Genomic DNA, 24,575 nt, shown 5'->3' with positions numbered 1-24,575 from the left:
CCCTAGCGGTTGCCCTGGCGGAAGGCCAGCAGCAGCCGGGCGGTCAGCTCGGCCGCCACCTCGGAGGCAAGGTTGTCGAGGTCGTCGGCCGGCACAGATTCTTCGGGCGGCACCTCGAGCTTGTCCCTCATCAGGAACCCGCTCGCCGCTGTCCGTGACAACTGATCCGCCCGCCCAATGGTCAGCATGGTGGCCGAGCTCACCGCGAGCGCCGGCGCGTATCGGGCCGCACGCGGAAGACTGAACCTGATCAAAGTGGTGATCAACGCCGCGAGGTGGTCGGTCAGCCAGGACTCGTCGAGGAGGGCGCCCATGGTGTCGCGGGGGAGCGGTTCCCAGGCGGAACGTTGACCGTTGCGGCCGAGAAACAGCCCCTGCGGTCCGGCCCTGCGATCGGTCGAGACGGCCCGGGCGCCCCGATCATCGACCTCGGTCTCGACGGCGACCCTCGCGGGAAGGTGGGTGGCGAGCTCGTCGGCCAGGCCGGCCAAGCGGCGGACCTCGATGTACGGGGCCTGGGTGGCCGGGACCAGATGCACTTCCAGCGTGGACGGCTCGAAATTCAGCGTCGACCGCGTGATCATCGACCGCCAGGCCACCTCGGGCGGTCGGCTCACCGTGCGCCACTCGGGCGTGGACGGGCGCTCGCCTTCGTGCACGTAGACGTTGCCGTGCAGAGCGCCGTAGGCCGGTGCGCCGATTGCGTTGATGTTCTGGATCGAGGACGGGGAACCCGCGCGCTCCGGCCGGCGCCCGGCCGAACTGGGCGGTGCGGAGAGGAAGTCCGCGATGACGGCCATCGTGAAATCGGCCGCGTGCCGGGCCGCCCGAGGCTGCCAACCGGCGGCGTCGACGATGGCCTTGGCGCCGTCGGCCCGGTCACTGATGCCGCGAACGGTCAATGTCGGCTTCCGATGCATGTGGCCCGCCCGAGCCATCCCGGCGCTCTCCATCTCGATCGCCGCGGCGTCGTTGTAGTGCGTCCGCAACTGGTCGGCCAGCGGTTGCGTACGCGAGTTCAGCACGACCTCGCCCGCGGCGACGGGCCGAAAATGGATCATGGGCGTGCTCGGCCCGGAGAACTGCTCGCGGGCGACGGCGTAGGCGCGCTGGAGAAGCTCGTGGTCCGCGTCGTAGGACCGAGGACGCGCGCGGAATCCGTCGTCCGTCACCGAGCCGCCGTGATACGAGTAGACCTTGGTGGCGGCGACGACATCACTCAGCTGGAGATCATCGTGCAGGGCGCCGGCAATTCCGACGAAGAGAATCGCGCGCGGATCGAACAACTCGATGGCCTGACCGGCCAGCAGGGCGGCGTCGGTGTTGCCCGGCCCCAGCACCGCGATCGCCACCCGACCGGTGCCGCCGGGTAAGGACCCGGCCTCGAACTGCGTGCCCGTGGCCGGATGGGAAGAACGCGCCAGGCCTTGCAGGTGCTCTCTGACCGCATCGTACTCGAGCGGCAGCGCGGTCAGCACCACCACGTCCGCACCGTCCTGTGTGCTCACGGGCCAAGCGTAGCGGCGGGCATCATGGACAACATGGACGAGCAGTGGCTTCTCGCGCGCGGCGCCTCAGCCTACGCGGTCATGCATGCTGACCTGCACGTCCACGGACGTGAGAAGGCCTCGTACCGGTTGACCCGGCTGCACGGCCTGATCACCGGGGGGACCGTGACCCACGAGTGGCCCGGCCGCCGGCTGGCCGCGCTCTGGCTGTACGGGCCTGACTTCCCGCGTACGGGTGAAGTGGCCGAATCGATCGCCGCCGAGCTGGAGCAGGCCGGGTGGATCGTGCTCGACGCCCGCATCCAGCAGCCGGCCATGCCCCGGGCCGTCGACCTCTTGCCCACCGAGTCGCCGGCCGGATTCCCCGGCGTCGTGATCATGGTGGGCGGCGCCGACGACTGGTCGACACCCGAGTTGACCTGGTTGCTGAGCAATGGCCTGGTGCACCGCCCCGACGCCCCCGTCCGCCTGCTCCTGACCGCGAGCACCATGGACGGCCTGCCCGCGCTGCGCGCCGCCCTCACCCGGCTTCAGGCCGACATCCGCCCGCTCGAAGTCTGCTAGGTCCGCATCTCGCGTGCCATATCCTCCACCTCGGCCAGACCGTCCTCAGAGCATCCCGGATGCCGCCGGACCAGCTCGCGACAGATCTCACCCGCTTCCTCGACCGCGGCTTCGACAGTCGAGACCAGTCCCTGTCGTGGCTGGAGGAAGCCCGGGTTGTTGAGCGCTGCCTCCGGCCGCAGCTGCTCGGTCGGCCGCGACCAGGGCATTCGCCGGCTGGCCGACTGCCGCGAGGCAGCCGGCCTGCGAGATCAGGCGACCGGCCCACCTGCTCGTAGAGTCAACCTTCGAGGTGCACCGCGGCCCGTACGGCCGGGCTGGTTGTGGCCGCGATCCGGTGACGGGTCAGGACGGCGCTGATCGCGGCGATTCCCGGCGTCGAGATCGACGTCCCGGTGCCGTGGCAGGGCGCCTTCGACCGCATCGAGCAGCCCGAGTGGCACCACCGGGATCGAGGCCAGCCCGATCAGGGCCGGGCTTCCCAGAAACAGCACCCGCGTGGGCACCCCAACCTTCCACCCCCGCGCTGCCGCCTGGTCGGCGAACCGGGCCGCCAGTCGCGTCTTGCCCGCTCCTCCTGGCCCGTGTAGCCAGCGTCCGGCCAGTCGGGGGGCGACAACCACCGATGCAGACCGGCCAGCTCGGCTGTCCGTCCCTGGAATTCGACGACCGCGTTCCGGGAGTCGAGCATCCGGCTCGGCACCGCCCGCAGCCAGGCCGTGTCCGGCTCCGGCCCCGCACGCCAGTTCTCCAGGAGGAACACCGGGACGCCACCGGCGAGCACCTGGGCGTCGGCCCCGATCACCGCGTCCGCGAAACCGGTGTCGACCTCGACCGTCTGGAGACCCGTACGCATGGGCCGCCTCTCCCCTCCGCCGTGTCATGCACCAGCTGTGACGCACCGGCTACCGTGGGAACCCCCGGCTGGAATCGAGGTTCCCGTCTTGGTCGTGACCGTTGCCGCCGCTGTCTTTCTGGTTCTGTGTCTGGCGACCCTCTGGTGGGCGACCCGGCCGGCCTCGGTCGGCGTACGCCACACGCTCTTCGTCTTCGTCTGGTTGTGCGCCGCCCTCACGGCCACGCTCGTCACCTTCTCACTGTTCCCGACGTCTACGGCCGACGGCACAGTCTTCGGGGTGACCTTTGGCGGAGCCGGCGCCTTCGTGCTTCTCGTTTGGACCGCCGCGCTGCGGGCCGGCAACCGGGCCGCCGACCGGGACAAGCGCGAGGCCGCAGCCGCCCGCAAGGCCGTCCCCGCCGCACCGCCCGGACCGGCCGTGATCGGCCGTCAGGAGACCCACTGGTATCGCCTGCGCCGCACGGCCGGCTCGGGCAAGCGGTGGATCGGGGTCATCACCGGTGACGTACGCCGGGTGACCAGCGCCGACGCCTGGGTCAACTCTGAGAACACTGACCTGATGATGTCCCGCATCCACGAGTTCTCGATGTCCGGCATCATTCGCTACGAAGGTTCCCGTCGCGACGTGACCGGCCGTGTCCTCGACGACGTGATCGCCAACGAGCTGGCCGACGCGGTCCGCGACCACCGCCCGGTGACCCCCGGCATCGCCATCGTGACCTCGGCCGGCGAGCTGGCCCGGACCCATGGCGTACGCATGATCGTGCACTCGGCCGCGGTCGAGGGCCAGCCCGGCAGCGGCTACCGCCCGATCCGTGACCTCGATCAGGCCGTGCAGCACGCCCTGAAAGCAGCCGGACGCCCTGTCCTCGCCGATGGCACCGCTCTCGCCCCGGCCCAGGTGGTCCTGTTCCCGCTGGCCGGCGCGGGCACCGGGGGCGGCGACCTGGACGAGACGGCCCGCACCCTCCTGCTGGCCGCTGTCGACCACCTGACCCGCTCGGCCGCCGCCCCCGAGCGAGTGCTGTTCCTCGCCTACACCGAGGCCGAGCTGACAGCCTGCCGACGCATCCTCGACGCCTGTCCCGACGTGACCAGCAAACAGCCCGCCCCGGCCTGATCGCGCAGTCGATCTTCCGGCATTGTGGCGCGCTCGCCTACGACGCCGACCGGGTGACGTGAGACGTGGATGCCACGTTCCTGCCGAATGGCTTCCGTGGATGGTCGCGTCGACGTCCCGCCTTCCTTGGCACGCTGTGCGCTGCTGGCGGTTGACGGCGTCCGTGGTCGCGTAACAAGGGGTCGTCGGTTCGAATCCGGCCATCCCGACAGACAAAAAGCCCTGACCAGCGGAAACGTTGGTCAGGGCTTTAAGCTTGTCGATGGGGTTTTGAGTCGCCCAGTTACCGGGGTTGGCAACCAGGTTCGTGGGCCTCCGCACCGGTCCGATCCGGCGCGGACGCCCACCGGAGCGGGGTCAGGCGTACGACGCGCGCAGTCGCAGTTGCTCGTCCCGCTCCGCGAGGTCCCGGCCGCGCACGTACGCGTGCGCCAGCGAGACCAGGGTCAGGTGATGGTGCCAGCCGCGGAAGGACCGCCCCTCGAAGTGGCACAGCCCGAGTTCCTGGCGCAGATCACTCAGCTCGGCCCGCGTGCGCCGTGGTGTCCGCGCCAGGTCGATCAACTGGGGCAGCCTGACCGAGGTCAGGTTGGTCAGCCAGATCCCGTTCGGCCGCTGCTGACCGGGTAGCCACTCGGCGAGCAGGTGCCGGGGCCGGTGTATGCCGAGTCCGCCGCGGTGCAGCGGTTGCAGTACGAACCGGGATGCGGTGCCGTCGTCGTTGCGCCAGCTCAGGGAGGTGCTGCCGTTGCGGTTGACCAGTGTGGCCAACTCGCTGGCGGTGATCGTGTCGGTCCGGCAGGCCGTCGCGCCCAGGGACATCGGGGTACCCGAGGCGATTCGGACCAGGTAGCGGTGGCCGCGTTCCTCCAGGGCGCGCAGCAGGGGCTCGACTGAGGTGTCGTGGCTGGAGTCGACCACGATCGGCATCGGGGGCAGTTCCCACTCGAAGGTCATCTCGTCCAACGCGTCGATCAGGTACTGCCATCGCGTCCGGTGCCGCTCGTGGTCCGGAACGTGGGCCCGGTCGCGACGGGCGGCGTCGCCGTCCCAGCTCGGCGGCAGCAGCAGGCGCCAGTTGACCGGGCTGGTCAGCTCGCCACTGCTGAGGAAGATGCCCAGGCCGAGTTGGCAGTTGAGTACCCGGCCCGCGGAGGGGGCGTACTGCCGGGCGACCCCGACGGAGTTGGCGCCGTTCTTGGGGATCACCACCTCGTCGACCACCCATGCGTCCGGCTTCGACAGCGACAGCACGTGGTTGGCCAGGCTGCGCCGGACCGGGGCCCACTCCCAGGGGCTCTGGTTGACGAACTGTTGGATGCCCTGGTCGGCCCGCCCGCCGACGATGTAGTCGGACATGCGCCGGATCGACTTGCGGCCGGGCACGGAGACCAGACCCCGGATGTAGATCTCCCCCCAGCGGCGTTGGTCCGACCGCGGCAGGTGCATGAGCATCTCCTGGCAGAACTCAGACAGGAGATCGTCGCCGGTGCTGCCGCGATATAGATTAGTATCAATGTTTACCATTAAATGCTCCCGTCGGATTCGCGGCTTCAGCGGTATTGCCATGCTTCCAGGACGTCCACAGAGTTGGATATCTGGATCGCACGCAGTGTGTACGGGATGTACTCGCCTCTCGGAAAATCTGACGCATTCCGATGCGGATGGGGGGTGATATCGGCGAGGTAAATCGCCGGTTGTTCCATCCATACCGCGCCGGACGGTGGTGCGCCATTCAGAAGCGGAAGCCGTCGATACTTGGCAAGGTTCCGACCGACAGCACCGTCAGTCGGAGAATCGGGGTCGGATTGCCGCGCCCGGCGGTCGTCAGGGCGTCGGACGGTGGCGTTCCATCCGGCGCGCGCATTTTGACTGTGCCGGCCGCGGGCCGCGTCGGGGGTGGGATCACGCTGCACCGCTCACGGCGCCGGGCGCCTCGTCACGGCCGTCGGCGTCCCCGGGGCGCGGCCGGTGGCAGGCGGCCGGACCCGAGCTCCATGCGGAGATCGGGTCCGGGGTGCTGCCGTTCGGTTGTCCGCGACCGGACCGTGGGTCGCGCCAGCGACCATCCGGCGGCGGGTCCCCGCTCCGCGCGGGGACGGAGGTCGGGCGACGTGGTCGGACGCAGTGGTCGGGCGCGGTGGTGCCACCGGTCCTGCCCTCGACATCGTCTGCACCAGGTCGGGGGTGGGGTCGACGATGGCGTGCGCCGCTGGGACGGACCGGATGGGCGTCCGGGTCGGTGTCACCGGTCCGCCGACGCCGCCGCTCCCGGCCGGCCTGGGTCTGGACCGCCGCCCGGCACCCGCCGTCGGTGGCGCCCCGTACCGGCACCTGTGTCCCGGTCCGCATCGGCGGCACCGCCGGCCGGACGGTGACGTCGCCGGTCCGCCGCCGTCGGCACCGTGTCGGCCTGGGCGCGTCGGCAGGCCCTGACTTGCCAGGCTGTCTTCGATCTTGAGGATCACCTACGGCTCCCTGGTTGTGTGACGTCGCATGTCTGGCTGCCTGCTCAAAGAAGTATCGATTCCTTCAAATGAGCGATACAGAATGCAGTGATGTCGGCACTTTGAGTACCAGCATCCAGTCCGCTGCGCTGGTGGGGCACCCCGTCACGTTCGATCCGGTCGGCCGCGACTCACCGGTGGTGATCGACCGCCGTCGTCACCCTCTGTGTCCGTATTGCGGGCCGGGACTACCTCGGCGATCAATACCTGGACATCGCACAAAATGGTGGGACTCTGTTAGCTGTTCTTTGGCAGATGATTCTGTGTGCGAAATCATTGGTTGAGTGACAGTGCGTCGCGTCTGGCGCGTGCCCTGTGCTGGCTGGATCGACAGCGTCCGTCGAGGTCGTGCAAAAGTGGAGGTAGGAAATGATTTGGCCGTTCACCGGGAGAACGGAGCAGTTGGACCATATCGACAACGTGCTGCGCCGGGACCGTCCAGGGCCCCTGATCGTCACCGGCGAGTCCGGTATCGGTCGTACGGCACTGCTCGTACGGGCCCTCGACCTGCTGGACCACCGACGCGACCGCGTGATCGTGGTCGACGTGGGTGCCCCCCGGCCGTCACTGGCCACCATGCTGACCGAACGTCAGATGGCGGAGACGACAGTCGTGCCCGCCTCGACCCCGGCGGTCGTGCAGGCCGCCGCGGCGGCCACCGGGGAACTCCGCGCCCGGCGAACCGTCTTCGTCGTCGACGACGCTCACCTGGCCCACCACGCCGTGATCGAGACCCTGCGCGACCTGCACCGCGGCACGGGAGCGGTCATGCTGCTCAGCCGACCGAGCGATCCGCCCCCGCCGACCCCTGACCCGCTGGACTGCCTCCGCTATGAGCCGGGTGTGCGGACACTGGTCCTGCCCCCGCTGTCGGAGGGCCACACCCGCGCCCTGGTCTCCGGGGTGCTGGGCGGCGAGGTGGCCACCGCCACCGCCGAGGCCCTGCACGCGGCGACCGCCGGCAACCCCGGCCTGCTGCACGACCTGCTGATCGGCAACGGGCTGGCCGAGACCATGGTGCGGACGCGGGGGTTCTGGCAGTTGCCCCCGCAGCTCGGGAGGCGGCTCGACCTGACCGTTCGGGGCCGGGACCGGTTGCTTTCCGCGATGCGGGCAACCTGGGCGGCACTGTCCTTCGAGCGGCTCAGTGAGCTGTGCAAACTCGCCCTGCGGGTCGGGGCGGCCGACGAGACCGTACCCGTGTGGGCCTTCGTGCTGTTGCTGCGCGGCCAGGCGGCCGAGGGGCTCCGGCTGCTCGACGGACTGGACCAACCCCCGGTCGAGGAGGCCCGATCGGTGCGGCTGGTCACGTCCCGGGCGCTGCTGCTCGCCCTCGGCCTGGGCCAGGTCGACCAGGCCGCCGAGCTGCTGGCCGAAGCCGCCCGGCTCAATCCCGGCCGGGAGGCGCTGCTGCTCGCCGTACGGGCGTGGGTGCTGGCCGTCCTGGGCCACATCGGCGCCCCGGTCGCCGCGCTGAGCCCCCCGGGGCCGGACGAGGACCCGGAGGCGGCGGTCTTTGTCCGTAGCGCCCAGGCACTTGCCGAGTTCGCCGCCGACCGGCCGAGACAGGCGATCTCCCACCTGCGCCGGGCGATCATCGGCGCCGACGCGTTGCGCGCCGAACTGCCCTGGTTCGCGCCCTATCTGACCGGCGCGCTGATCGACGCCCTGCTGCTGGCCGGTCGGATCAGCGAGGCCACCGTCGCGGCCGCCGACTTCCACGCGGCCCAGGAGGGATGCGGCTGGGACGTGGCGGTGTCCCTGTCGGCACTGATCAACTCGGTGGTCGGTGTACCGGAGCCGGCCCATCGGGACCGCTGAGCGTCTCCGGCGCCGCCCGTCTCCCTCAATCCACAGTGGACAGCGGATGGCACCGGACCGTATCGTGCGCCCCGTTGACCGGGGGAGCGGTCACCCGCCGATCGGCGGGCGCGGCGTGGGGAAGTCCGGCGGCACCCACGTACTAGGTTGGGTGCTGCCGAGGGCCTATGTCGGCGTGGTTCGGGGGAACCGTACGGGGGGATACCGTCTTGACTGTCAGTCGCAACAGGTTTGACCTTGCCGAGTTCCTGCGAAGCCGGCGGGAGCGCATCATGCCGGCACACGTCGGTCTTCCGGTCGGTCCTCGGCGACGCACCCCGGGGCTTCGTCGGGAGGAGATCGCCGTCCTCGCCGGGCTGAGCCCCACGTGGTACACGTACCTCGAACAGGGTCGCGACATCCGCCCCTCACCCGAGGTGCTCGACAGCCTCGCCCGGGTGCTGCAGCTCAGCGAAGACGAACGCCGCTACCTCTACCTGCTGGCCAACGGCCAGGCACCCCCGGCAAGCCCCGACCTGTCCGAGGCGGCCGACGAGGGCCTCGTACGGCAGATCGTCGCGCTGATCGGCGAGACCGACTATCCGGTCTACGCCGGCAACATCTACGCCGGGGTGACCGCGTGGAACGCCGCGGCGGCCCGGTGGTACACCGACTTCGACGGACTGCCGCCGGGCCGGCGCAACATGCTGTGGTGGATGCTCACCGACCCGCAGGCCCGCGAACGGATCGTCAACTGGGCCGAGGACACCCGGGACGTGATCGCCCGGTTCCGGATCGCCTCCGCCGCCCGCCCCTGGGACCAGCACTTCAACGAGCTCATCGAGGCCATGCGCAAGGCCAGCCCCGAGTTCCGCACCTGGTGGTCCGACCACGACGTGCGGGACCCGCACACCCGACCGCGCCACCTGCGGCTGCCCAGCGGACAGGCCCTGACCGTCCAGCTCGTCGTGCTGCGGATGACCGACGCCTTCAACTCGGTCGTCCTGCACGTGCCCACCGGTGCGGAGGGCGACCGGCTGCGCCGTGTCGCCGCCGAGGGTGCGGTGCAGTGCGGGCAGGGAACCGTCGTCAACGGTGGCTGAGCCCGGCCACGCCGGGGCCGGCCCGTGGGGCGGCCGGGCCCCGTCGGTCAGGGTCGCCGACGCAGCGCCAGCATCGTGATGTCGTCCGCCTGATCCGCCGTTCCCACGTACCGGTCCAGCCGGCCCTCCACCGCCACCAGCAGCGCCTCGGCGGAGTCGACCGGCTGGTCGAGCACGTCGAGCAGGCGTGGCATGCCGAACAGGCCGCCGGTGTGGGAACGGGCCTCGACCACACCGTCGGTGTAGACGAACAGGGTGTCACCCGGCTCCATCCGGACGTTGCCCAACGAGTACACGCTGTTGGCCAGCATCCCGATCGCGGGCCCGGTCGGCGGCAGCAGCGTGTAACTGCCGTCGGCTCGCAGCAGCACGGGCGGGTTGTGCCCGCCGTTGACGAACAGCAGCGCCCCGGAGACCGGGTCGAGGACCCCGAAGAACAGCGTCACGAAGTAGCCCTGGCCGAGGTGGTTGCGGGCCAGGTACCGGTTGGTGGCGTTGACCGACTCCAGCAGCGGTCCGGCCCCGACGGACAGGATCGGCGCCAGCGACGTGCTGGCGATCGACCCGCCGGCGAGGGCGATGGGTGGGGTGTCGCCCATCAGGTTCCACGACCCGGCGTGCTCGGCGGTGTGTCGCAGCAGGGTGCGGATCAGCGCCATGAACAGTGCCGCGCTCAACCCCTTGTCGCAGACGTCGGCCACCAGGAACCCCAACCGCAGCCCGTTGACCAGCTCGAAGCAGTCGTAGAAGTCGCCGGACACCTGCCGCGCCGGCCGGTAGCGTACGCCCACCTCCCAGCCGTCCGGCGTGGGCAGGCACTCCGGCAGGAATCCCGCCTGGACCTCCCGGGCGTTGTTCAGGTCCTGCTCGTACGCCCGCAGGCTCGCCTCGGTGGCCATCTCCTCGACGGTGTCGAGCAGGTCCCCGCGTTCCGAGGCGGTGGACAGCCGACTGCGCAGCAGCCCGGGCAGGAACGGCTCGGTGACGTAGTCGAATCCGCCCCGCGCGCACGCTTCCAGGGCCCACAGGTCGCCCTGCGGAAAGACCAGGACAGCCGGGCGCCGCGGCAGACCGGCCAGCCGTTGACTCAGCAGCGCGACCCGCTGCAGGCCCAGCGACGCCGACACCAGCACCACCGTCGTGCCGTCGGCCAACCCCGGGTGGTACTCCAGCTCCGCTGGGTCGGACCGGCGGACCTCCAGCCCGGCCTCCACCAGTGCGGTGGTCAGCTCGGGCACCAGCAGGGCCATGTCAGCGACGATGATCGCGGTCGGCCTGTTCATCGTGTCCCCCGTCCGTCGGGCCCTGGCCGGTTGCGCCGCGGGCCTGGCGTACCCCCAGGACGTTGTGGTTGCAGCCGTCGACGTACTCGTAGCCGAACTCGTCGAGGCTGCGGATCGCCAGCAGCAGCCCGCACCCGCCGGCCGGGCGCAGCATCGGGTCGGCGTGGACCCGCGCGGTCAGGTCCCGGCCGCGCGGGTCGAACGGCGGCGCGGAGTCGCTGATCCGCACCCACACCATGTCGTCGCGCCGGCCACCGTGGAGGTGGATCCGACCGGGCTGCCAGCGGTAGCCGTGCTCGACGATGTTGGTGGTGATCTCGTCGGAGGCCAGCCGCAGCCGGTACGCCTCCCGCACGGCCAGGCCCAGCCCGGTGGCCAGCCGGGCGACGAAGTCGGCGACCTCCCGGGAGGGCGCCCGTCCGTCGTGCAGGCGCAGACTCCACTCCGTCACTAGCCGAGCTCCGGCCGCAGTTCGATGCTGCGGTCGAATCCGGTCAGCCGGATCGTCTCGGCCACCTCGTCGTTGGCACCGACCAGCACGATCCGTACCCCGCGGCCGAGCCGCTGGTGGGCGTAGACCAGGCAGCGCAGGCCCGCCGACGACAGGTAGGTCAGCCCGGTGACGTCCAGCGTGAGCTGGCGCAGCGGCGACCGGGTCGCGTCGGTGACCAGCCGGTGCAGGTCAGGGGCCGACTCCGCGTCGGCCTCACCGACCAGCACCAGGGTCGCGACGTCGGCCTCGACGATCATTCGGGTATCCAGGCTCATGATGCACCTCGGTTCTCAGATGGTTCGGTCAGCGCGGTCAGCACCACGACCGAGCGGGCGCCGACCGTCAGTCGGGACTGTTCGGCCAGGGGCGGCTCGAGCCCCGGGGGGTACGCGTCGTGCGGCGCGGGCGCCGAGGTGTCGGCAAACCGGCCCCAGACCAGGCCGGGTGGCAGCTCGGGCAGGTGGACCGCGCAGGGCTCCCAGTGCGCGTTCGCCGCCAGGAAGACCACGTCCTCGCCGCCGTCGTCGGGCTCGGCGGCCCGCAGCATCGCCGCCACCAGCAGCCGGTCGGCCGACCAGTCCGGGGTCCACGCCCGCTCGCCGTGCCAGCTGACGTCGGGCAGGGCCGCGCCGGGACTGGTGCCGGTGACGTGCGTGACGCGGCGCAGCGCCGGGTGCGCCCGGCGGAACGCGATCGCCCGTCGGGTGAACTCCACCAGGTCGGCGTTGCGCTCCAGCAGCCCCCAGTCCAGCCAGGAGAGCTCGTTGTCCTGACAGTAGGCGTTGTTGTTGCCCTGCTGGGACCGGCCCATCTCGTCGCCGGCCAACAGCATCGGCACGCCGTGGCTGGTCAGCAGCAGCAGCAGCGCGTTGCGGACCTGCCGGGCGCGCAGCTCGAGCACCTCGGGGTCGTCGGTCGGGCCCTCGTGACCGCAGTTCCACGAGTAGTTGTCGTCGGCGCCGTCCCGGTTGTCCTCGCCGTTGGCCGCGTTGTGTTTGTCGTTGTAGGCGAACAGGTCGTGCAGGGTGAACCCGTCGTGCGAGCAGACGAAGTTGACCGAGGCCAGCGGGCCGCGACCGCGGTACAGGTCGGGCGAGCCGACCAGTCGGGTGGCCAGTTCACCACTGGTACCGGCCTCACCGCGCAGGAACCGGCGAACCAGGTCGCGGAACCGCCCGTTCCACTCCGACCAACGGCCGTAGTCCGGGAAACTGCCCACCTGGTAGAGCCCGCCGGCGTCCCACGCCTCGGCGACCAGCTTGGTGTCGCGCAGCACCGGATCGGCGGCGATCGCCTCCAGCAGCGGCGGGTTGGCCAGCGGGGTGCCGTCCGGGCCGCGGGTGAGGATCGAGGCCAGGTCGAAGCGGAAACCGTCGACGTGGAACTCGGTCACCCAGTACCGCAGGCAGTCCAGCAGGAAGGCGCGGGCCACCGGGTCGTTGGCGTTGACCGTGTTGCCGGTGCCACTGAGGTTCAGGTACGCCCCGTTGCCGGTCAACATGTAGTAGGCGCGGTCGTCCAGCCCGCGCAACGAGATGGTCGGGCCCAGTTCGTTGCCCTCCGCGGTGTGGTTGAGCACCACGTCGAGCATCACCTCGATGCCGGCGCGGTGCAGCTGCCGCACCAGATACTTGAACTCGGTGATCTGCCCGCCGACCCGCGCCGAGGCGGCGTACGAGGCCTTCGGGGCGAAGAACCCGAGGGTGTGGTAGCCCCAGTAGTTGCGCAGCCGCCGCCCGCTCGACGGGTCGACGCGGCCCAGGTCGGTCTCGTCGAACTCGAACACCGGCATCAGCTCGACGCAGTTGACCCCCAGTGCGGTCAGGTACGGGATCTTCTCCACCAGCCCGGCGAACGTGCCGGGCCTCCGTACCCCGGAGGAGGGGTGCCGGGTGAAGCCGCGCACGTGTGTCTCGTAGATCACCAGGTCCCGCATGGGCAGGCGGAGCTGCTGGTCGCCGGCCCAGTCGAAGTCGTCGTCGACCACCCGGGCCCGGTAGCGGTAGCCGTCCGGCGGGTACGGCGGGCTGCCCCACCGCTCCAGGCCGCCGAACGCCCGGGCGTACGGGTCGGCCAGCACCCGCCGGGGGTCGAACCGGTGCCCGGCCTCGGGTTGGTACGGCCCGTCGGCGCGGTAGCCGTACTCGACGGTGGTCGGGTCCAGACCCAGTACCGTCATCGAGTACACCCCGCCGGTCCGGAACTCCTGCGGGAACGGCAGCTCGGCGAAGGGTTCCGCGTCGCCGCGCCGGAACAGCACAAGCGTCATGGCCGTGGCCGCGTTGGAGTGGATGGAGAAGGTGACCCCGTCCGGGCCGGGGGTGGCGCCGAAGGGCAGCGGGTCGCCGGCGCGGACCGTGAAGCCGCCGATCCGGCGGGTGCGCCCGGCGTGCACCGCGGGCGGCAGGCTGGTGGTGGTCATCGGCTCAGCGCCTCCACGCCCGCGTCCACCGTGTCGGCCACCAGGAACGCCTCGATGAAGCCGGTGGCCGACAGCACCGCGTGCACGTCGGCGGGGATGCCGGCCAGCGCCAGCCGGAGCCCCTTCTGCCGGGCCTGCCGGTAGACCAGCAGCAGCACCCGCAGGCCCGCGCTGGACAGGTAGGACATCCGGCTGAGGTCCAGCAGCAGATGGCCCTCGTCGGGGATCAGCTGACCGAGGTCGTTGTGCACCTGCGAGGCTGTGGCACTGTCCAGGTCCCCGATGAGCGCGATGACCGTGGTGTTCTCGCGCATCGACTTTTCGACTCGCATGTCCGTCCTTAGGAGACTCGCGCCGGTCGGCGGTGGGTGCGCTACCGGCCGGCGGATACCGGTGTTCAGACGACCGGCGACAGCCGCACCCGTACCGTCAGGTCGGATTTGCTGTCGGGTAGGGCGACCGACATCTGGTCGGGATCGAAGGCCCGGTACGGGCTGCCGTCGATCTCGACCTGGTCGAGCCGGACCCGACCGGTCGGCAGCGCGTCCGGCGCCACCCGCAGGACCCGGTCGACGAAGCCGTCCGGCTTCGGCTTGAACCACAGGTCCAACGGCTCGCCTCGGATCAGCAGCCGCTGGTACACCGTCGACAGCAGGCACAACTCGGAGGCGTGGTACATGCTCATCGAGTGGCTGCCCTTGAGCCGTTCGGTGCCCAGCAGGTACGGCAGGCCGTTGGCCAGCACGTTGAAGTAGACCCCGCCCTCGTCGTGGTCGAGGAAGAACGCGTTGTAGAACGCCGCCGCCTCCCGGCCGTGCCGCAGGAACTCTTCGTCACCGGTGTTGCCGGCCAGGATCAGGTACGCCAGGATCGCCTGCTCCTGCTGCCACCACGCCTTACGGTCGTGCCAGGTGAGTCGGTGGGCCGTGGCACCGGGGGCGAGGGTGCGGTCCAGCACGTCGTACCAGCCGCCGCGCTGGGTGTCGCTGGCCAGCGCGGGCATCCGGTGGCCGATCTCCTCGGCCAGCCTCCGGTAGGCGTTGCGCGGCCGGATGGCGTTCATCCGCAGCATGTTCCAGGCGATCTTGAGGTTGTGCCCGACCACGGCCCGGTCCTGCTGCCAGCCCCAGGACCGGTCCGGGGTCCAGTCGCCGTGGAACCGCTCCTGCACGAACGGGCTGCCGCTCTCCGGGAAGTACTCCAGGATCAGGTCGAAGCACTCCTGGAGCATGTCGGCGTACCGCTGCTCACCGGTGGCCAGCCACAGGTTGATCAGGTACGCCGGGGCGTGGTCGCCGATGGAGTTCCAGTTCTTGCGGGCCCGGTTGGGCCCCAGGCTCTCCTCGTGCGGGCTGAGCCGGATCGGGTCGACGTGCGACCACCAGCCGCCCTGCTTGTCGTCGTGGAAGAACCTGTCGAACAGCCGCATGGTGCCGTCGATGTCGGCGGCGATCGCCGGGTCGCCGGTGATCCGGTACGTCTGCGTCGGCCCGACCAGCGCGTAGATCTGCTCGTACGCCGGGATGGCCGCGTAGTCGTCGCCGAACTCGGAGGTGAACAGCTTCGACTCCACCGCGTCGCGCACGTCCACGCCGTGGTACCAGTACACGACGTCGTTGTCCCGGTCGACGAAGCGCATGTGCTCGCGCATGTACTCGGTACCCCGCTCGGCGACCTGCAGGTAGGTCTCGTCCCCGGTCAGCAGGTACGTCGAGGCCATGCCGTACACCAGGCGGGACAGGGTGTCGGTCTCCTGCACGTGGTTGGCGCTCTTGTCACCGCCCAGTCGCACCACCGTCCGGTAGTCGGTGAAGTCGGGCACCTCCGTGTCGCCGAACTGGGCCCGCCGGTAGAACCGGGCCAGTTCGGTGAGCTGCTGGGTCCACCAGCCCGGCTCCTCGAAGGCGTGCTCGCCGACCCGCCGCCCGGGCAGCACCACCCGGTGCGCCTCGAACGCGTAGCCGTCCGCGCCGGGGGTGAAGACCCCGTAGGCGAACAGGTGCCGGCCCGGGGTGAGCAGTTCGGGCAGTTCGCCGGTCACGTCCTGCGGCGGCTGTCCGAGGTTGTTGACCACCGTGGCGTACACGGTGGGGGAGTAGGTGGCCCGTAGCGCGCGGCCGTCGCTGGTGCGCAGGTCGACCTGGCGCCGCTGTGGGTCGTGCCCGGTCACGTAGCCGGCGACCAGGTCGGAGAAGGTGAAGTCGGGGCGGTAGTCAGTTGCCATGGCGCACTCTCCGCGCGTTCGGCACCGCCGAGCGCCACCAGCGGGTGTCCCGCGTGGCGACCCGGGCGGCGATCAGGTCGATCATGGTGCGGGCGAACAGGTGGCAGTGGTCGGCGCTGCGGCCGGTCACCAGGTCGCCGTTGACCACCACGTCCTGGTCGGTGTAGACGGCGCCCATGTTTCGCACATCGGCGACCAGGTTGTTGTGGCAGGTCAGCGCCCGGCCGGTGACGGTGTGTGGGATGGGGGCGACCAGCCACATGCCGTGGCACACGATTCCCTTGAGCACCGAGGGCTCGGCGAAGGCCCGCTCCAGCAGCCGGGTGGCCGGGGCCAGCTCGCCCGGCCGCTCGGCGTAGCGCAACCGGTCGGAGACCATCCCACCGGGCACGATCAGCGCGTCGTAGCCGCGCAGCCGCTCGTCGTCGACCGCCTCCAGGTCGCCGTCCACTGTGAACGGCAACCGGTACTCGTGGCCGCTGAAGGTGATGCTCGACTGGCCCCACAGCCGGGTGAGGAACTCCACCCGGGCGCCCTCCTCGGCGAACCGGCGCTGATAGTAGTCGATCTCCGGCTCGACGTAGTCGGTCTCCATCAGGATCGCGACGGTCCGGCCGGCCAGTCGGCCGCCGTCGCGGAGGATCATCTCGTTCACTGTGCGGACTCCAGGGTGAGGATGTGCCGCGGCCGCCGCCGGGCCGTCGGGGAATGCGGGGCGGCGGGCCCCGCCCGGTGCGCCGGGCGGCCCGGTGCGCCGGACCGGTCCCGTGGGGGACCGGCCGGCCGCGGCGCCGGGCCGCCCGGACGCCACCCGTGCCGGCGCGCCGACGCGGGTCAGGTGGTGGCCGTTACCCGGTGACCAGGTCGACCAGGAACGGACCCGGGTGCGCCAGCATGCGGCGCACCGCCGGGACCACCTCGGCGGGCCTGCTCACGCGGACCGCCTCCACGCCGAGACTGCGGGCCAGGCCGGCGAAGTCGATGTCCGGCCGGGACAGGTCGAAGCCCTCGGGGTGGGGGTGCGGGTCGATGCCGCGTTCCCGCCAGTACTGCTCGATGTTGAGGTCGAGCAGCTCGTACCGGTGGTTGTTGCAGATCACGAACTTGGCGCCGACGTCGTGCCGGGCGGCGGTCCACAGCGCCTGGATGGTGTACATGCTCCCGCCGTCACCGGTGAAGCCGACCACCTCGGCCGACGGCCTGGCCATCTTGGCGCCGACCGCCCCCGGGATGCCGACGCCCAGCGACCCGCCGCGGGTGAGGAAGTAGTTGCCGGCCACCCGGGGCGGCAGGTGCTTGACCAGGCCCGGCGAGGCGGTCAGGGCCTCGTCGAACAGCACCAGGTCCGGCCCGGTCTGCGCGGCCAGCTCGGCGGCGAACAGCTCGATCATCGGGCTGTCGGCGGTCGGCTCCGGGCGGACCCACGGCGCCGGCGTGGCCGGCTCCGGCCGGTCGGCGCCGAGCCGCTGCGCCAGCGCGGCCAGGGTCGGCTTCGGGTCGGCGACCAGGGCCAGGTTGACCGGGAAGTTCTTGGCCATCTCCCAGTCGTCCAGGTCGACGTGGACGATGGTGGCGCCCTCGGCGAACGGGCTGGCCAGTGCCGGGAACACCTCGGGGAACACGTACGTGCCCACGATCAGCACCGCGTCGGCGTCGCCGACCACCCCCGCGCTGACCTCACCGAACATGTGCCCGAGCTGACCACGGTAGAGCGGGTGGGTGCTGTCCATGTTCAGTTCGGAGTTGTCCACACCCCACACCGGGGCGTCGAGCAGCTCGGCCACCCGGGTCAGCTCCGCCTGGGCCCCGGAGACCGCCACCCCGTCGCCCATCAGGATCAGCGGCCGCCGGGCCCCACGCAGGGCCTGCGCCGCCCGGTCCAGCTCCGCCGGCACCGGCAGCACCGAGCGGGTGGGGATGGTGCTGGGTACGACCGGCTCCTCCGTTGACGCGTCGAGCACGTCCATCGGCAGGGCGACGAAGACCGGGCCGCGCGGTGGAGTCATGGCGATCTTCACCGCGCGGCGCAGCACCCGCAGTACGGAGTCCGGGTGCACCACCCGGGTCGCGTACTTCGTCACCGGCCGGGCCATCTGCACGAGGTCCACGGCCATCTGCGAATCCATCGCGTCGTATCGCACGCCGGCCTCACCGGCGATCACCACGAGCGGCGAGTGGCCCCGCTTGGCCTGGTACAGCATGCCGATGCCGTTACCCAGCCCCACCCCGGTGTGCAGTTGCACCAACGCCGGACCAGCACTCGCCCGGGCGTACCCGTCGGCGATGCCCACCGCGACGGCCTCCTGCAGCGCCAGCACGTACTCGAAGGCCGGCAACTGCTCCACGACGTCGAGGAATCCCTGCTCCACCGTGCCGGGATTGCCGAACATCCTGGTGATCCCGTCGGCGGCGAACTGCTCGAAAATGGCGATCTTTCCTGGTCTTGCGGTCATTGGTGCTCCTTCACCCGTGTGTCAGACCGTCCGGTTACCAGCCGTACCGGCGCAGGCCGTTCTCCAGCACCTCGACCAGCTTCTCGCCGCCCAGGAACGAGTCCGGGGTGGACCGGGCGGTGACGAAGGGGTAGTCGACGATGACCGAGGTCTCCCTGCCGACGTTGCCGTGGAAACGACCGTCGGGGCCGGTGGCGTCGCGCAGGATGTACTCCAGCGGGTACGGCGGCGGGCCCATGTTGAAGTCGACGCCGACGAAACCGGTGCCGTCCTTGTAGTCGTACTCCTTGCAGTGACCCGTGACGTGCTTGCCCCAGATGATGCTCTCCCGGTCCTCCCAGTCCCGGGCGAACGCCAGCGGGGCCACGCCGTAGCACAGACCCAGGATCGGCTTGTCGGCCCGGTGGAAGGCCAGGATCAGTTCGTGCAGCCGGCCGTTGTTGACCAGGTCCACGATCGGGCCACTGCCGCCGACGATGGTCAGCGCGTCGTACTGCTGGATGTCGCTGTCCAGCGTGGCCAGTTCCCGGTTGTAGGCCTCCAGCAGCCGCAGGTGGTTCGACTCGCTGTCGTACGGCCGCTCCGGGATCCAGTCGGCCAGGCTGATCGGGTTGGCCAGCCGGTCGGATTCGTCGAGCTCACGGGCGGCCACGGCCACCTCGGGGGTGGTGACGGTCCGGCCCAGCGGCGGGTCGACGTAGCCGGGGTCCAGGCTCGGCGGCAGCGCCACCGGGCGCTTTCCGTTGGGGGTGGCGAAGACGCTCGTGTAACCCGCCTGGTCGAAGTTGACCAGCGGACCGAGCAGTTCCTCGCCCCAGTACCCGTATTCCGAAAGAACGATGAGAATCTTCTTGGACACTTTCTCTCCTTCATTCCCGCACGTGCGGAACAATGCTGCCGGATTGTCTCGTAATTACGCGCCCGAGTCGTTCCCCCTTCTTGTTCGGTAATTCAAGTCAACCAATCCGACAGGCCGGCGACAAGGTGGGGGAAAGGTGCCGTCGTCACTTTGCGATGTCGCCGGTGTGACCGGTCGGCATTTCGGCAGGTCCACTGTCGGCGTCCGGCTGGGCGGCGGCGAACCGGCGTACGGCCCGCAGCGGGATGTCCACCCATCCGGGCCGGTTGCGCGTCTCGTAGACCACCTCGTAGACCGCCTTGTCCAGCTCGTAGGCGTCCAGGCCGGCGCGGTCGCCCAGCGGCACCCCGCCGGCGGCGGTGTAGCCGGCGCAGAAGGCGTCCCGGGCCGCGGTCACCCACTGCCGGGCGACCCGTTGGCGCCCGGGGTCCTCTGGCGCGCCGCCGGCCAGCAGGGCGTGCCCGGCGGCGTACTCCAGCGACCGGAGCATCCCGGCGACGTCCTGCAACGGCGAACGCCGGGTCACCCGGTCCCCGATCGGCGCGGCCGGTTCGCCCTCGAAATCGATGAGCAGCCAACCGTCGGTGGTCCGCAGCACCTGACCGAGGTGCAGGTCGCCGTGCACCCGCTGGGCCCGTTCGGTCGGGCCGGCCGGTAACCGGTCCAGCACCCGACGCAGGGCGGGTAGGTGCGGCAGCAGCACCGGCGCATCCCGGGCGGCGGCGGTCAGCCGGTCGTGCATCCGCGAACGGGCCGCGGCAAGTGCCGGACCTGTCACCTCGGCGGTGCCGAACGCGTCGGCCAGTTGGGTGTGCACCGCCGCGACCGCCGAGCCGAGCTCGGACAGCTCCGGCAGCAGGTCCACCGGCTCCGGCTCGCCGTCCAGCAACGCCCGCACACCGGTGGTGACCAGGTCCCAGCCCTCCCGCGCCCGGGGGACGAAGGAGTGCAGCACCCCGAATGTGACCGGCTGGCCGTGCAGTTCGCCCTCGACCGCGCCGACCAGCCGGGCCAGGTGTGCCCCGCCGGCCAGCCGGCGGTGCACCTCCAGGTCCGGGTTGACCCCGGGGGACAGCCGGCGGAACAGCTTGAGGATGAACCGGTCGCCGAAGACCACCGAGGTGTTGGACTGCTCGGCGGAGCCGCGCCTGACCCGCAGCCCGGCCCGCCGGGCCAGGCGCAGGTCGGCCGGCCGCTCCGGGACGAACCGCAGCTCACCCACCCGGGCCCCGTCGGCGATCAGCCGCAGCAGCGCCGACATCAGCTCCGGGTCGGCGGTGCCGTCGTAGACCAGCGTCCCGCCGGCGTGCAGCACCAGTTCGCCGCCGAGCCAGGTCGGGGAGTCGTCCGGGCGCAGGCCCAGCAGCAGCTGGAAGTGCCCGACGGTGTCGCCCAGGTGGACGGCGACGACCACCAGCAGCCCTCGCGGCCCGCCGTGCCGGCCGTGGTCGGTCAGCTCGACCGCCCGTACGACCTCGACCTGCTCCGGGCGCCGCCCGCCGCTGCCGAACCAGCGCCGGGTGGGCAACCAGTCGGCCAGTGCCGGCCCCAGCCGGGCCGCGACGGGCTCACCGAAGGCGTACGTCCACGCGGTGGCGGTCACGACGCCTCCCGTACCGGCAGCACCCCGAACCAGAAGAACCCGTGACCGGGCATGGTGAGGGTGTAGGTGGGCCGTTCGACGACGCCGAACCGGGTCCCGCCGGTCAGCTCGACCAGTTCGCGGCCGCGGTGGTCGGACAGGTCCAGCTCGACCGGCTGCGGGCGCCGGGACAGGTTGTACGCGCACAGCACGACGCTCTCCACCGGTGTGCCGTCGTCGTCCTCGCCGACGTGCCGGCGCAGGAAGGCCAGCACGCTCGGGTTGGAGGAGCCCAGTTCGGCGTACTCGCCAAGGCCGAAGGCGGGATGCTGGCGGCGGACCTGGATCATCCGGCGGGTCCAGTTCAGCAGGCTGGCCGGGTTGTTCGTCTCCACCTCGACGTTGACCGCCTGGTAACCGTAGATCGGGTCCATGATGACCGGCAGGTAGATCCGGCCGGGGTCGCAGTTGGAGAAGCCGGCGTTGCGGTCCGGGGTCCACTGCATCGGGGTGCGTACCCCGTCCCGGTCACCGAGCCAGATGTTGTCGCCCATGCCGATCTCGTCGCCGTAGTACAGCACCGGCGAGCCGGGCAGGCCGAGCAGCATCGCGGTGAACAGTTCCTGCTGGTTGCGGTCGTTGTCCAGCAGCGGGGCCAGCCGGCGCCGGATGCCGATGTTGGCCCGCATCCGGGCGTCCTTGGCGTACTCGGCGTACATGTAGTCGCGTTCCTCGTCGGTGACCATCTCCAGGGTCAGCTCGTCGTGGTTGCGCAGGAAGATGCCCCACTGGGCGCCGGAGGGGATCGGCGGGGTCTGGGCCAGGATCTCCGAGATCGGGTACCGGCTCTCCCGGCGCACCGCCATGAACAGCCGCGGCATCAGCGGGAAGTGGAACGCCATGTGGCACTCGTCCCCGCCGACGGCCGGGTCGCCGAAGTACTCGACCACGTCGGCCGGCCACTGGTTGGCCTCGGCCAGCAGCACCCGGTCGCTGTACTCCTCGTCGACCACCCGCCGGCACCGTTTGAGGAAGTCGTGGGTTTGCGGCAGGTTCTCGCCGTTGGTGCCCTCCTCCTCGAACAGGTACGGCACCGCGTCCAACCGGAACCCGTCGATGCCCAGGTCCAGCCAGAACCGCAGCACGTCGATCATGGCCTCGGCGACCTGCGGGTTCTCGTAGTTCAGGTCGGGCTGGTGGGAGAAGAACCGGTGCCAGTAGAACTGACCGCGCACCGGGTCGTAGGTCCAGTTCGACACCTCGGTGTCCACGAAGATGATCCGGGCGTCGGGGTAGCCGGTGTCGGTGTCGGACCAGACGTAGTAGTCGCCGTACGGCCCGTCCGGGTTGAGCCGCGACTCCTGGAACCACGGGTGGGTGTCGGAGGTGTGGTTCAGCACCAGGTCGGTGATCACCCGGATGCCGCGCAGGTGCGCCTGGTCCAGCAGGTGGACGAAGTCCTCCACCCGGCCGAACTCGGGCAGCACCGTGCGGAAGTCGCGGATGTCGTAGCCGCCGTCGCGCAGCGGCGAGTCGTAGAACGGGGGCAGCCAGAGGCAGTCCACCCCCAACCAGGCCAGGTAGTCCAGCTTGCTGGCCAGGCCGCGCAGGTCGCCGGTGCCGTTGTCGTCGGAGTCCTTGAACGCCCGGACCAGCACCTCGTAGAAGACCGCCCGTTTGTACCACTGGTGTTGTGGCCGGGGCGGCCGGGCCGAGCCGAACTCCTGGGCGTCGACCTCGAGGACCCGGCCGCCGACGGTTCCGGCGCTCACGACCGCACCACCGTGGCGATGTGGGCGACCGCCCGCTGCGGCTCCAACCTGACGTAGGTGTGCTCACGCCACTGGAAGATCTCCCCGCCGACCTCGTCCAGCACGGTGAACCGGGCGTCCGGGTCCAGGCCCAACGCCGGCAGGTCCCACCGGACGGTGCCCTCCCGCGGCCGGTGCGGGTCCAGGTTGACCACGACCAGCACCACGTCCGTCCCCTCCGGGTCGGTCCTGGAGTACGCGATCAGCGCGTCGTCGTCGGTGTGGTGGAACCGCAGGGTCCGCAGGGTGCGCAGCGCCGGGTGGGCGCGGCGGATCTCGTTGAGCCGGGTCAGCCACGGTTGCAGCGACCGGTCCTGGGCCAGCGCGGCGGCGTGGTCGCGGGGGCGCAGCTGGTACTTCTCCGAGTTCAGGTACTCCTCACTGCCCTCGCCCACCGCCTCGTCCTCGAACAGCTCGTAGCCGGAGTAGACCCCCCAGGTCGGCGACATCGTCGCGGCCAGCGCCGCACGCAGGGCGAACATCGCCCGCCCGCCGTGCTGCAGACTGGCGTGCAGGATGTCGGGGGTGTTGACGAACAGGTTGGGTCGGGCCTCGTCCGCGTGTGCCACCAGGTCGTTTCCGAAGTCGATCAGCTCCTGCTTGCTGGTACGCCAGGTGAAGTAGGTGTACGACTGGCTGAAGCCCAGCCTGGCCAGGCCGTACAGCCGGGCCGGTCGGGTGAATGCCTCGGCGAGGAACAGCACGTCGGGCCACTGCTGCTTGACCCGCCAGATCAGCCAGTGCCAGAAGTCCGGTGGTTTGGTGTGCGGGTTGTCCACCCGGAAGATCCGTACCCCGTGCTCGACCCAGAGCAGCACCACCCGCAGGATCTCGGCGTAGAGGCCCGCCGGGTCGTTGTCGAAGTTGAGCGGGTAGATGTCCTGGTAGCGCTTGGGCGGGTTCTCGGCGTAGGCGATGGTGCCGTCCGGTCGGGTGGTGAACCACTCCGGGTGCGCGGTCACCCACGGATGGTCGGGCGCGCACTGCAGCGCCAGGTCCAGGGCGACCTCCAGGCCGAGGCCGCGCGCCTGGGCCACGAACGCGTCGAAGTCGGCCATGGTGCCCAGCGCCGGGTGCACGGTGTCGTGGCCGCCGGCGGCGGAACCGATCGCCCAGGGGGAACCAGGGTCGTCGGCCGCGGCGGAGATCGTGTTGTTCGGGCCCTTGCGGTGCTGCTCCCCGATCGGGTGGATCGGCGGCAGGTAGACCACGTCGAAGCCCATTGCGGCGATCCTGTCCAGCTCCCCGGCGGCGGTGACGAGCGTGCCGTGCACCGGCTCGCCGGTGTCGTCCCAGCCCCCCGCCGAGCGGGGGAAGAACTCGTACCAGGCGCCGGACAGGGCACGGGGCCGGTCCACCCAGACCTGCCGGGTCGGCCCCCGGCTGACGAACTGACGGACCGGGATCCGGGACAGGGCGGCCCGGACCTCGGCGCTCTCGGCGGGACGCAGCCGCTCCCGTAGCGGCAGGGCGGTGTCCCGCAGCGCGGCGGCGGCGGCCGACAGCAGCCCTCGGCCGTGACCCGCGCCGGGTCTACGGGCCACCCGGTCCAGCAGCCGCGCGCCCACCTCGAGGTCGTTGTCCAGTGAGCCGGCGCCCTGGCCGTCGGCCAGTTTGGCGGCCACGGTGTCCCGCCAGCTCTCCCACGGGTCAGCCCAGCCGTCGACCCGGAACGTCCACAGCCCGGCGACGTCCGGTGTGATGGTCGCCAACCAGGAGTCGGTGCCGGGTGCCCCGGGGGTCATCCGGGTGCTCCGCGGACCGTGGTCCCGCGGGCCGCGCCAGACCACGGTCGCGGCCACCCTCTCGTGCCCTTCACGCCACACCGTGGCGCGTACGGTCATCTGCTCGCCAACGACCGCCTTGACGGGGTGGGCCCCCTCGGCGACGACCGGGGAGACGTCCTCAACGGCGATTCTCTTCATTGTCGCGATCACTCCTCCCGCCGTGGCCGGGAAGCCACGGGCAGGCAGACGGGAACCCGTCC

19 protein-coding genes are annotated in these 24,575 nt (G+C 70.9%); 4 read left to right on the top strand and 15 right to left on the bottom strand.

What is annotated here, in order from left to right; translation table 11 throughout:
• Positions 1-2 precede the first annotated feature (2 nt).
• A complete protein-coding gene (locus AB0B14_RS05855) occupies positions 3-1,484 on the bottom strand; it encodes a 5'-methylthioadenosine/S-adenosylhomocysteine nucleosidase (protein ID WP_357521566.1) in 1,482 nt (493 codons plus the stop codon).
• A 57-nt stretch (positions 1,485-1,541) separates the two neighbouring features.
• Here AB0B14_RS05855 and AB0B14_RS05850 point away from each other — a divergent pair, with 57 nt between their 5' ends.
• Positions 1,542-2,072: a hypothetical protein gene (locus tag AB0B14_RS05850; protein ID WP_357064732.1), complete on the top strand. Its 531-nt coding sequence runs from the start codon at positions 1,542-1,544 to the stop codon at positions 2,070-2,072.
• 466 nt (positions 2,073-2,538) lie between these two features.
• Here AB0B14_RS05850 and AB0B14_RS05845 read toward each other — a convergent pair whose 3' ends face one another.
• Positions 2,539-2,928, bottom strand: coding sequence for a hypothetical protein (locus tag AB0B14_RS05845; protein ID WP_357521564.1), 390 nt, complete (start codon positions 2,926-2,928; stop codon positions 2,539-2,541).
• A 94-nt stretch (positions 2,929-3,022) separates the two neighbouring features.
• Here AB0B14_RS05845 and AB0B14_RS05840 point away from each other — a divergent pair, with 94 nt between their 5' ends.
• A complete protein-coding gene (locus AB0B14_RS05840) occupies positions 3,023-4,051 on the top strand; it encodes a hypothetical protein (protein ID WP_357521562.1) in 1,029 nt (342 codons plus the stop codon).
• Positions 4,052-4,408: 357 nt separating this feature from the next.
• On the opposite strand, the gene AB0B14_RS05835 is transcribed toward AB0B14_RS05840, so the two are convergent.
• A complete protein-coding gene (locus tag AB0B14_RS05835) occupies positions 4,409-5,500 on the bottom strand; it encodes an IS701 family transposase (protein ID WP_357521560.1) in 1,092 nt (363 codons plus the stop codon).
• A gap of 1,427 nt (positions 5,501-6,927) precedes the next feature.
• On the opposite strand from AB0B14_RS05835, the gene AB0B14_RS05830 reads away from it, so the two are divergent.
• Positions 6,928-8,379, top strand: a complete 1,452-nt coding sequence (locus tag AB0B14_RS05830; protein WP_357521558.1) for an ATP-binding protein — start codon at positions 6,928-6,930, stop codon at positions 8,377-8,379.
• A 167-nt stretch (positions 8,380-8,546) separates the two neighbouring features.
• Positions 8,547-9,461, top strand: coding sequence for a helix-turn-helix transcriptional regulator (locus AB0B14_RS05825; protein ID WP_357064740.1), 915 nt, complete (start codon positions 8,547-8,549; stop codon positions 9,459-9,461).
• Positions 9,462-9,508: 47 nt separating this feature from the next.
• Here the strand turns inward: AB0B14_RS05825 and AB0B14_RS05820 are convergent, their stop codons facing one another.
• The 12 genes from AB0B14_RS05820 to AB0B14_RS05765 all read right to left on the bottom strand — a co-directional run bounded on the left by AB0B14_RS05820 (position 9,509) and on the right by AB0B14_RS05765 (position 24,513).
• On the bottom strand, positions 9,509-10,744 hold the full coding sequence (locus tag AB0B14_RS05820; protein WP_357064742.1) for a PP2C family protein-serine/threonine phosphatase: 1,236 nt from the start codon (positions 10,742-10,744) through the stop codon (positions 9,509-9,511).
• A complete protein-coding gene (locus tag AB0B14_RS05815) occupies positions 10,713-11,195 on the bottom strand; it encodes an ATP-binding protein (RefSeq protein WP_357064744.1) in 483 nt (160 codons plus the stop codon). Before AB0B14_RS05815 ends, AB0B14_RS05820 begins: the two co-directional genes overlap by 32 nt.
• Positions 11,195-11,512: an STAS domain-containing protein gene (locus AB0B14_RS05810; RefSeq protein ID WP_357064746.1), complete on the bottom strand. Its 318-nt coding sequence runs from the start codon at positions 11,510-11,512 to the stop codon at positions 11,195-11,197. Before AB0B14_RS05810 ends, AB0B14_RS05815 begins: the two co-directional genes overlap by 1 nt.
• Positions 11,509-13,659 carry a glycogen debranching protein GlgX gene (glgX, locus tag AB0B14_RS05805; protein WP_357064748.1) on the bottom strand — a complete coding sequence of 717 codons (2,151 nt, stop codon included), beginning with the start codon at positions 13,657-13,659 and terminating at the stop codon, positions 11,509-11,511. The genes AB0B14_RS05810 and glgX overlap by 4 nt, the downstream gene beginning before the upstream one ends.
• Positions 13,656-13,991 carry an STAS domain-containing protein gene (locus AB0B14_RS05800; RefSeq protein WP_357064749.1) on the bottom strand — a complete coding sequence of 112 codons (336 nt, stop codon included), beginning with the start codon at positions 13,989-13,991 and terminating at the stop codon, positions 13,656-13,658. Before AB0B14_RS05800 ends, glgX begins: the two co-directional genes overlap by 4 nt.
• Before the next feature lie 65 nt (positions 13,992-14,056).
• Positions 14,057-15,883: an AGE family epimerase/isomerase gene (locus AB0B14_RS05795; protein ID WP_357064750.1), complete on the bottom strand. Its 1,827-nt coding sequence runs from the start codon at positions 15,881-15,883 to the stop codon at positions 14,057-14,059.
• Positions 15,873-16,529 carry a DJ-1/PfpI family protein gene (locus AB0B14_RS05790; RefSeq protein WP_357521556.1) on the bottom strand — a complete coding sequence of 219 codons (657 nt, stop codon included), beginning with the start codon at positions 16,527-16,529 and terminating at the stop codon, positions 15,873-15,875. Before AB0B14_RS05790 ends, AB0B14_RS05795 begins: the two co-directional genes overlap by 11 nt.
• Positions 16,530-16,731: 202 nt before the next feature.
• Positions 16,732-18,336: a thiamine pyrophosphate-binding protein gene (locus AB0B14_RS05785; RefSeq protein ID WP_357521554.1), complete on the bottom strand. Its 1,605-nt coding sequence runs from the start codon at positions 18,334-18,336 to the stop codon at positions 16,732-16,734.
• A 34-nt stretch (positions 18,337-18,370) separates the two neighbouring features.
• On the bottom strand, positions 18,371-19,195 hold the full coding sequence (locus tag AB0B14_RS05780; protein ID WP_357064754.1) for a type 1 glutamine amidotransferase domain-containing protein: 825 nt from the start codon (positions 19,193-19,195) through the stop codon (positions 18,371-18,373).
• Between the two features lie 145 nt (positions 19,196-19,340).
• Positions 19,341-20,798, bottom strand: a complete 1,458-nt coding sequence (locus AB0B14_RS05775; RefSeq protein ID WP_357521552.1) for an aminoglycoside phosphotransferase — start codon at positions 20,796-20,798, stop codon at positions 19,341-19,343.
• A complete protein-coding gene (treS, locus tag AB0B14_RS05770; protein WP_357064758.1) occupies positions 20,795-22,549 on the bottom strand; it encodes a maltose alpha-D-glucosyltransferase in 1,755 nt (584 codons plus the stop codon). Before treS ends, AB0B14_RS05775 begins: the two co-directional genes overlap by 4 nt.
• Positions 22,546-24,513, bottom strand: a complete 1,968-nt coding sequence (locus AB0B14_RS05765) for an alpha-1,4-glucan--maltose-1-phosphate maltosyltransferase (RefSeq protein WP_357521550.1) — start codon at positions 24,511-24,513, stop codon at positions 22,546-22,548. Before AB0B14_RS05765 ends, treS begins: the two co-directional genes overlap by 4 nt.
• Positions 24,514-24,575: the final 62 nt, after the last annotated feature.

It is taken from the genome of Micromonospora sp. NPDC049171 (genome assembly GCF_040648275.1).
Taxonomy (GTDB): Bacteria; Actinomycetota; Actinomycetes; order Mycobacteriales; family Micromonosporaceae; genus Micromonospora.
Note: the sequence above shows the minus strand (reverse complement) of the source record. Positions and strands in the feature narration are given on the sequence as shown.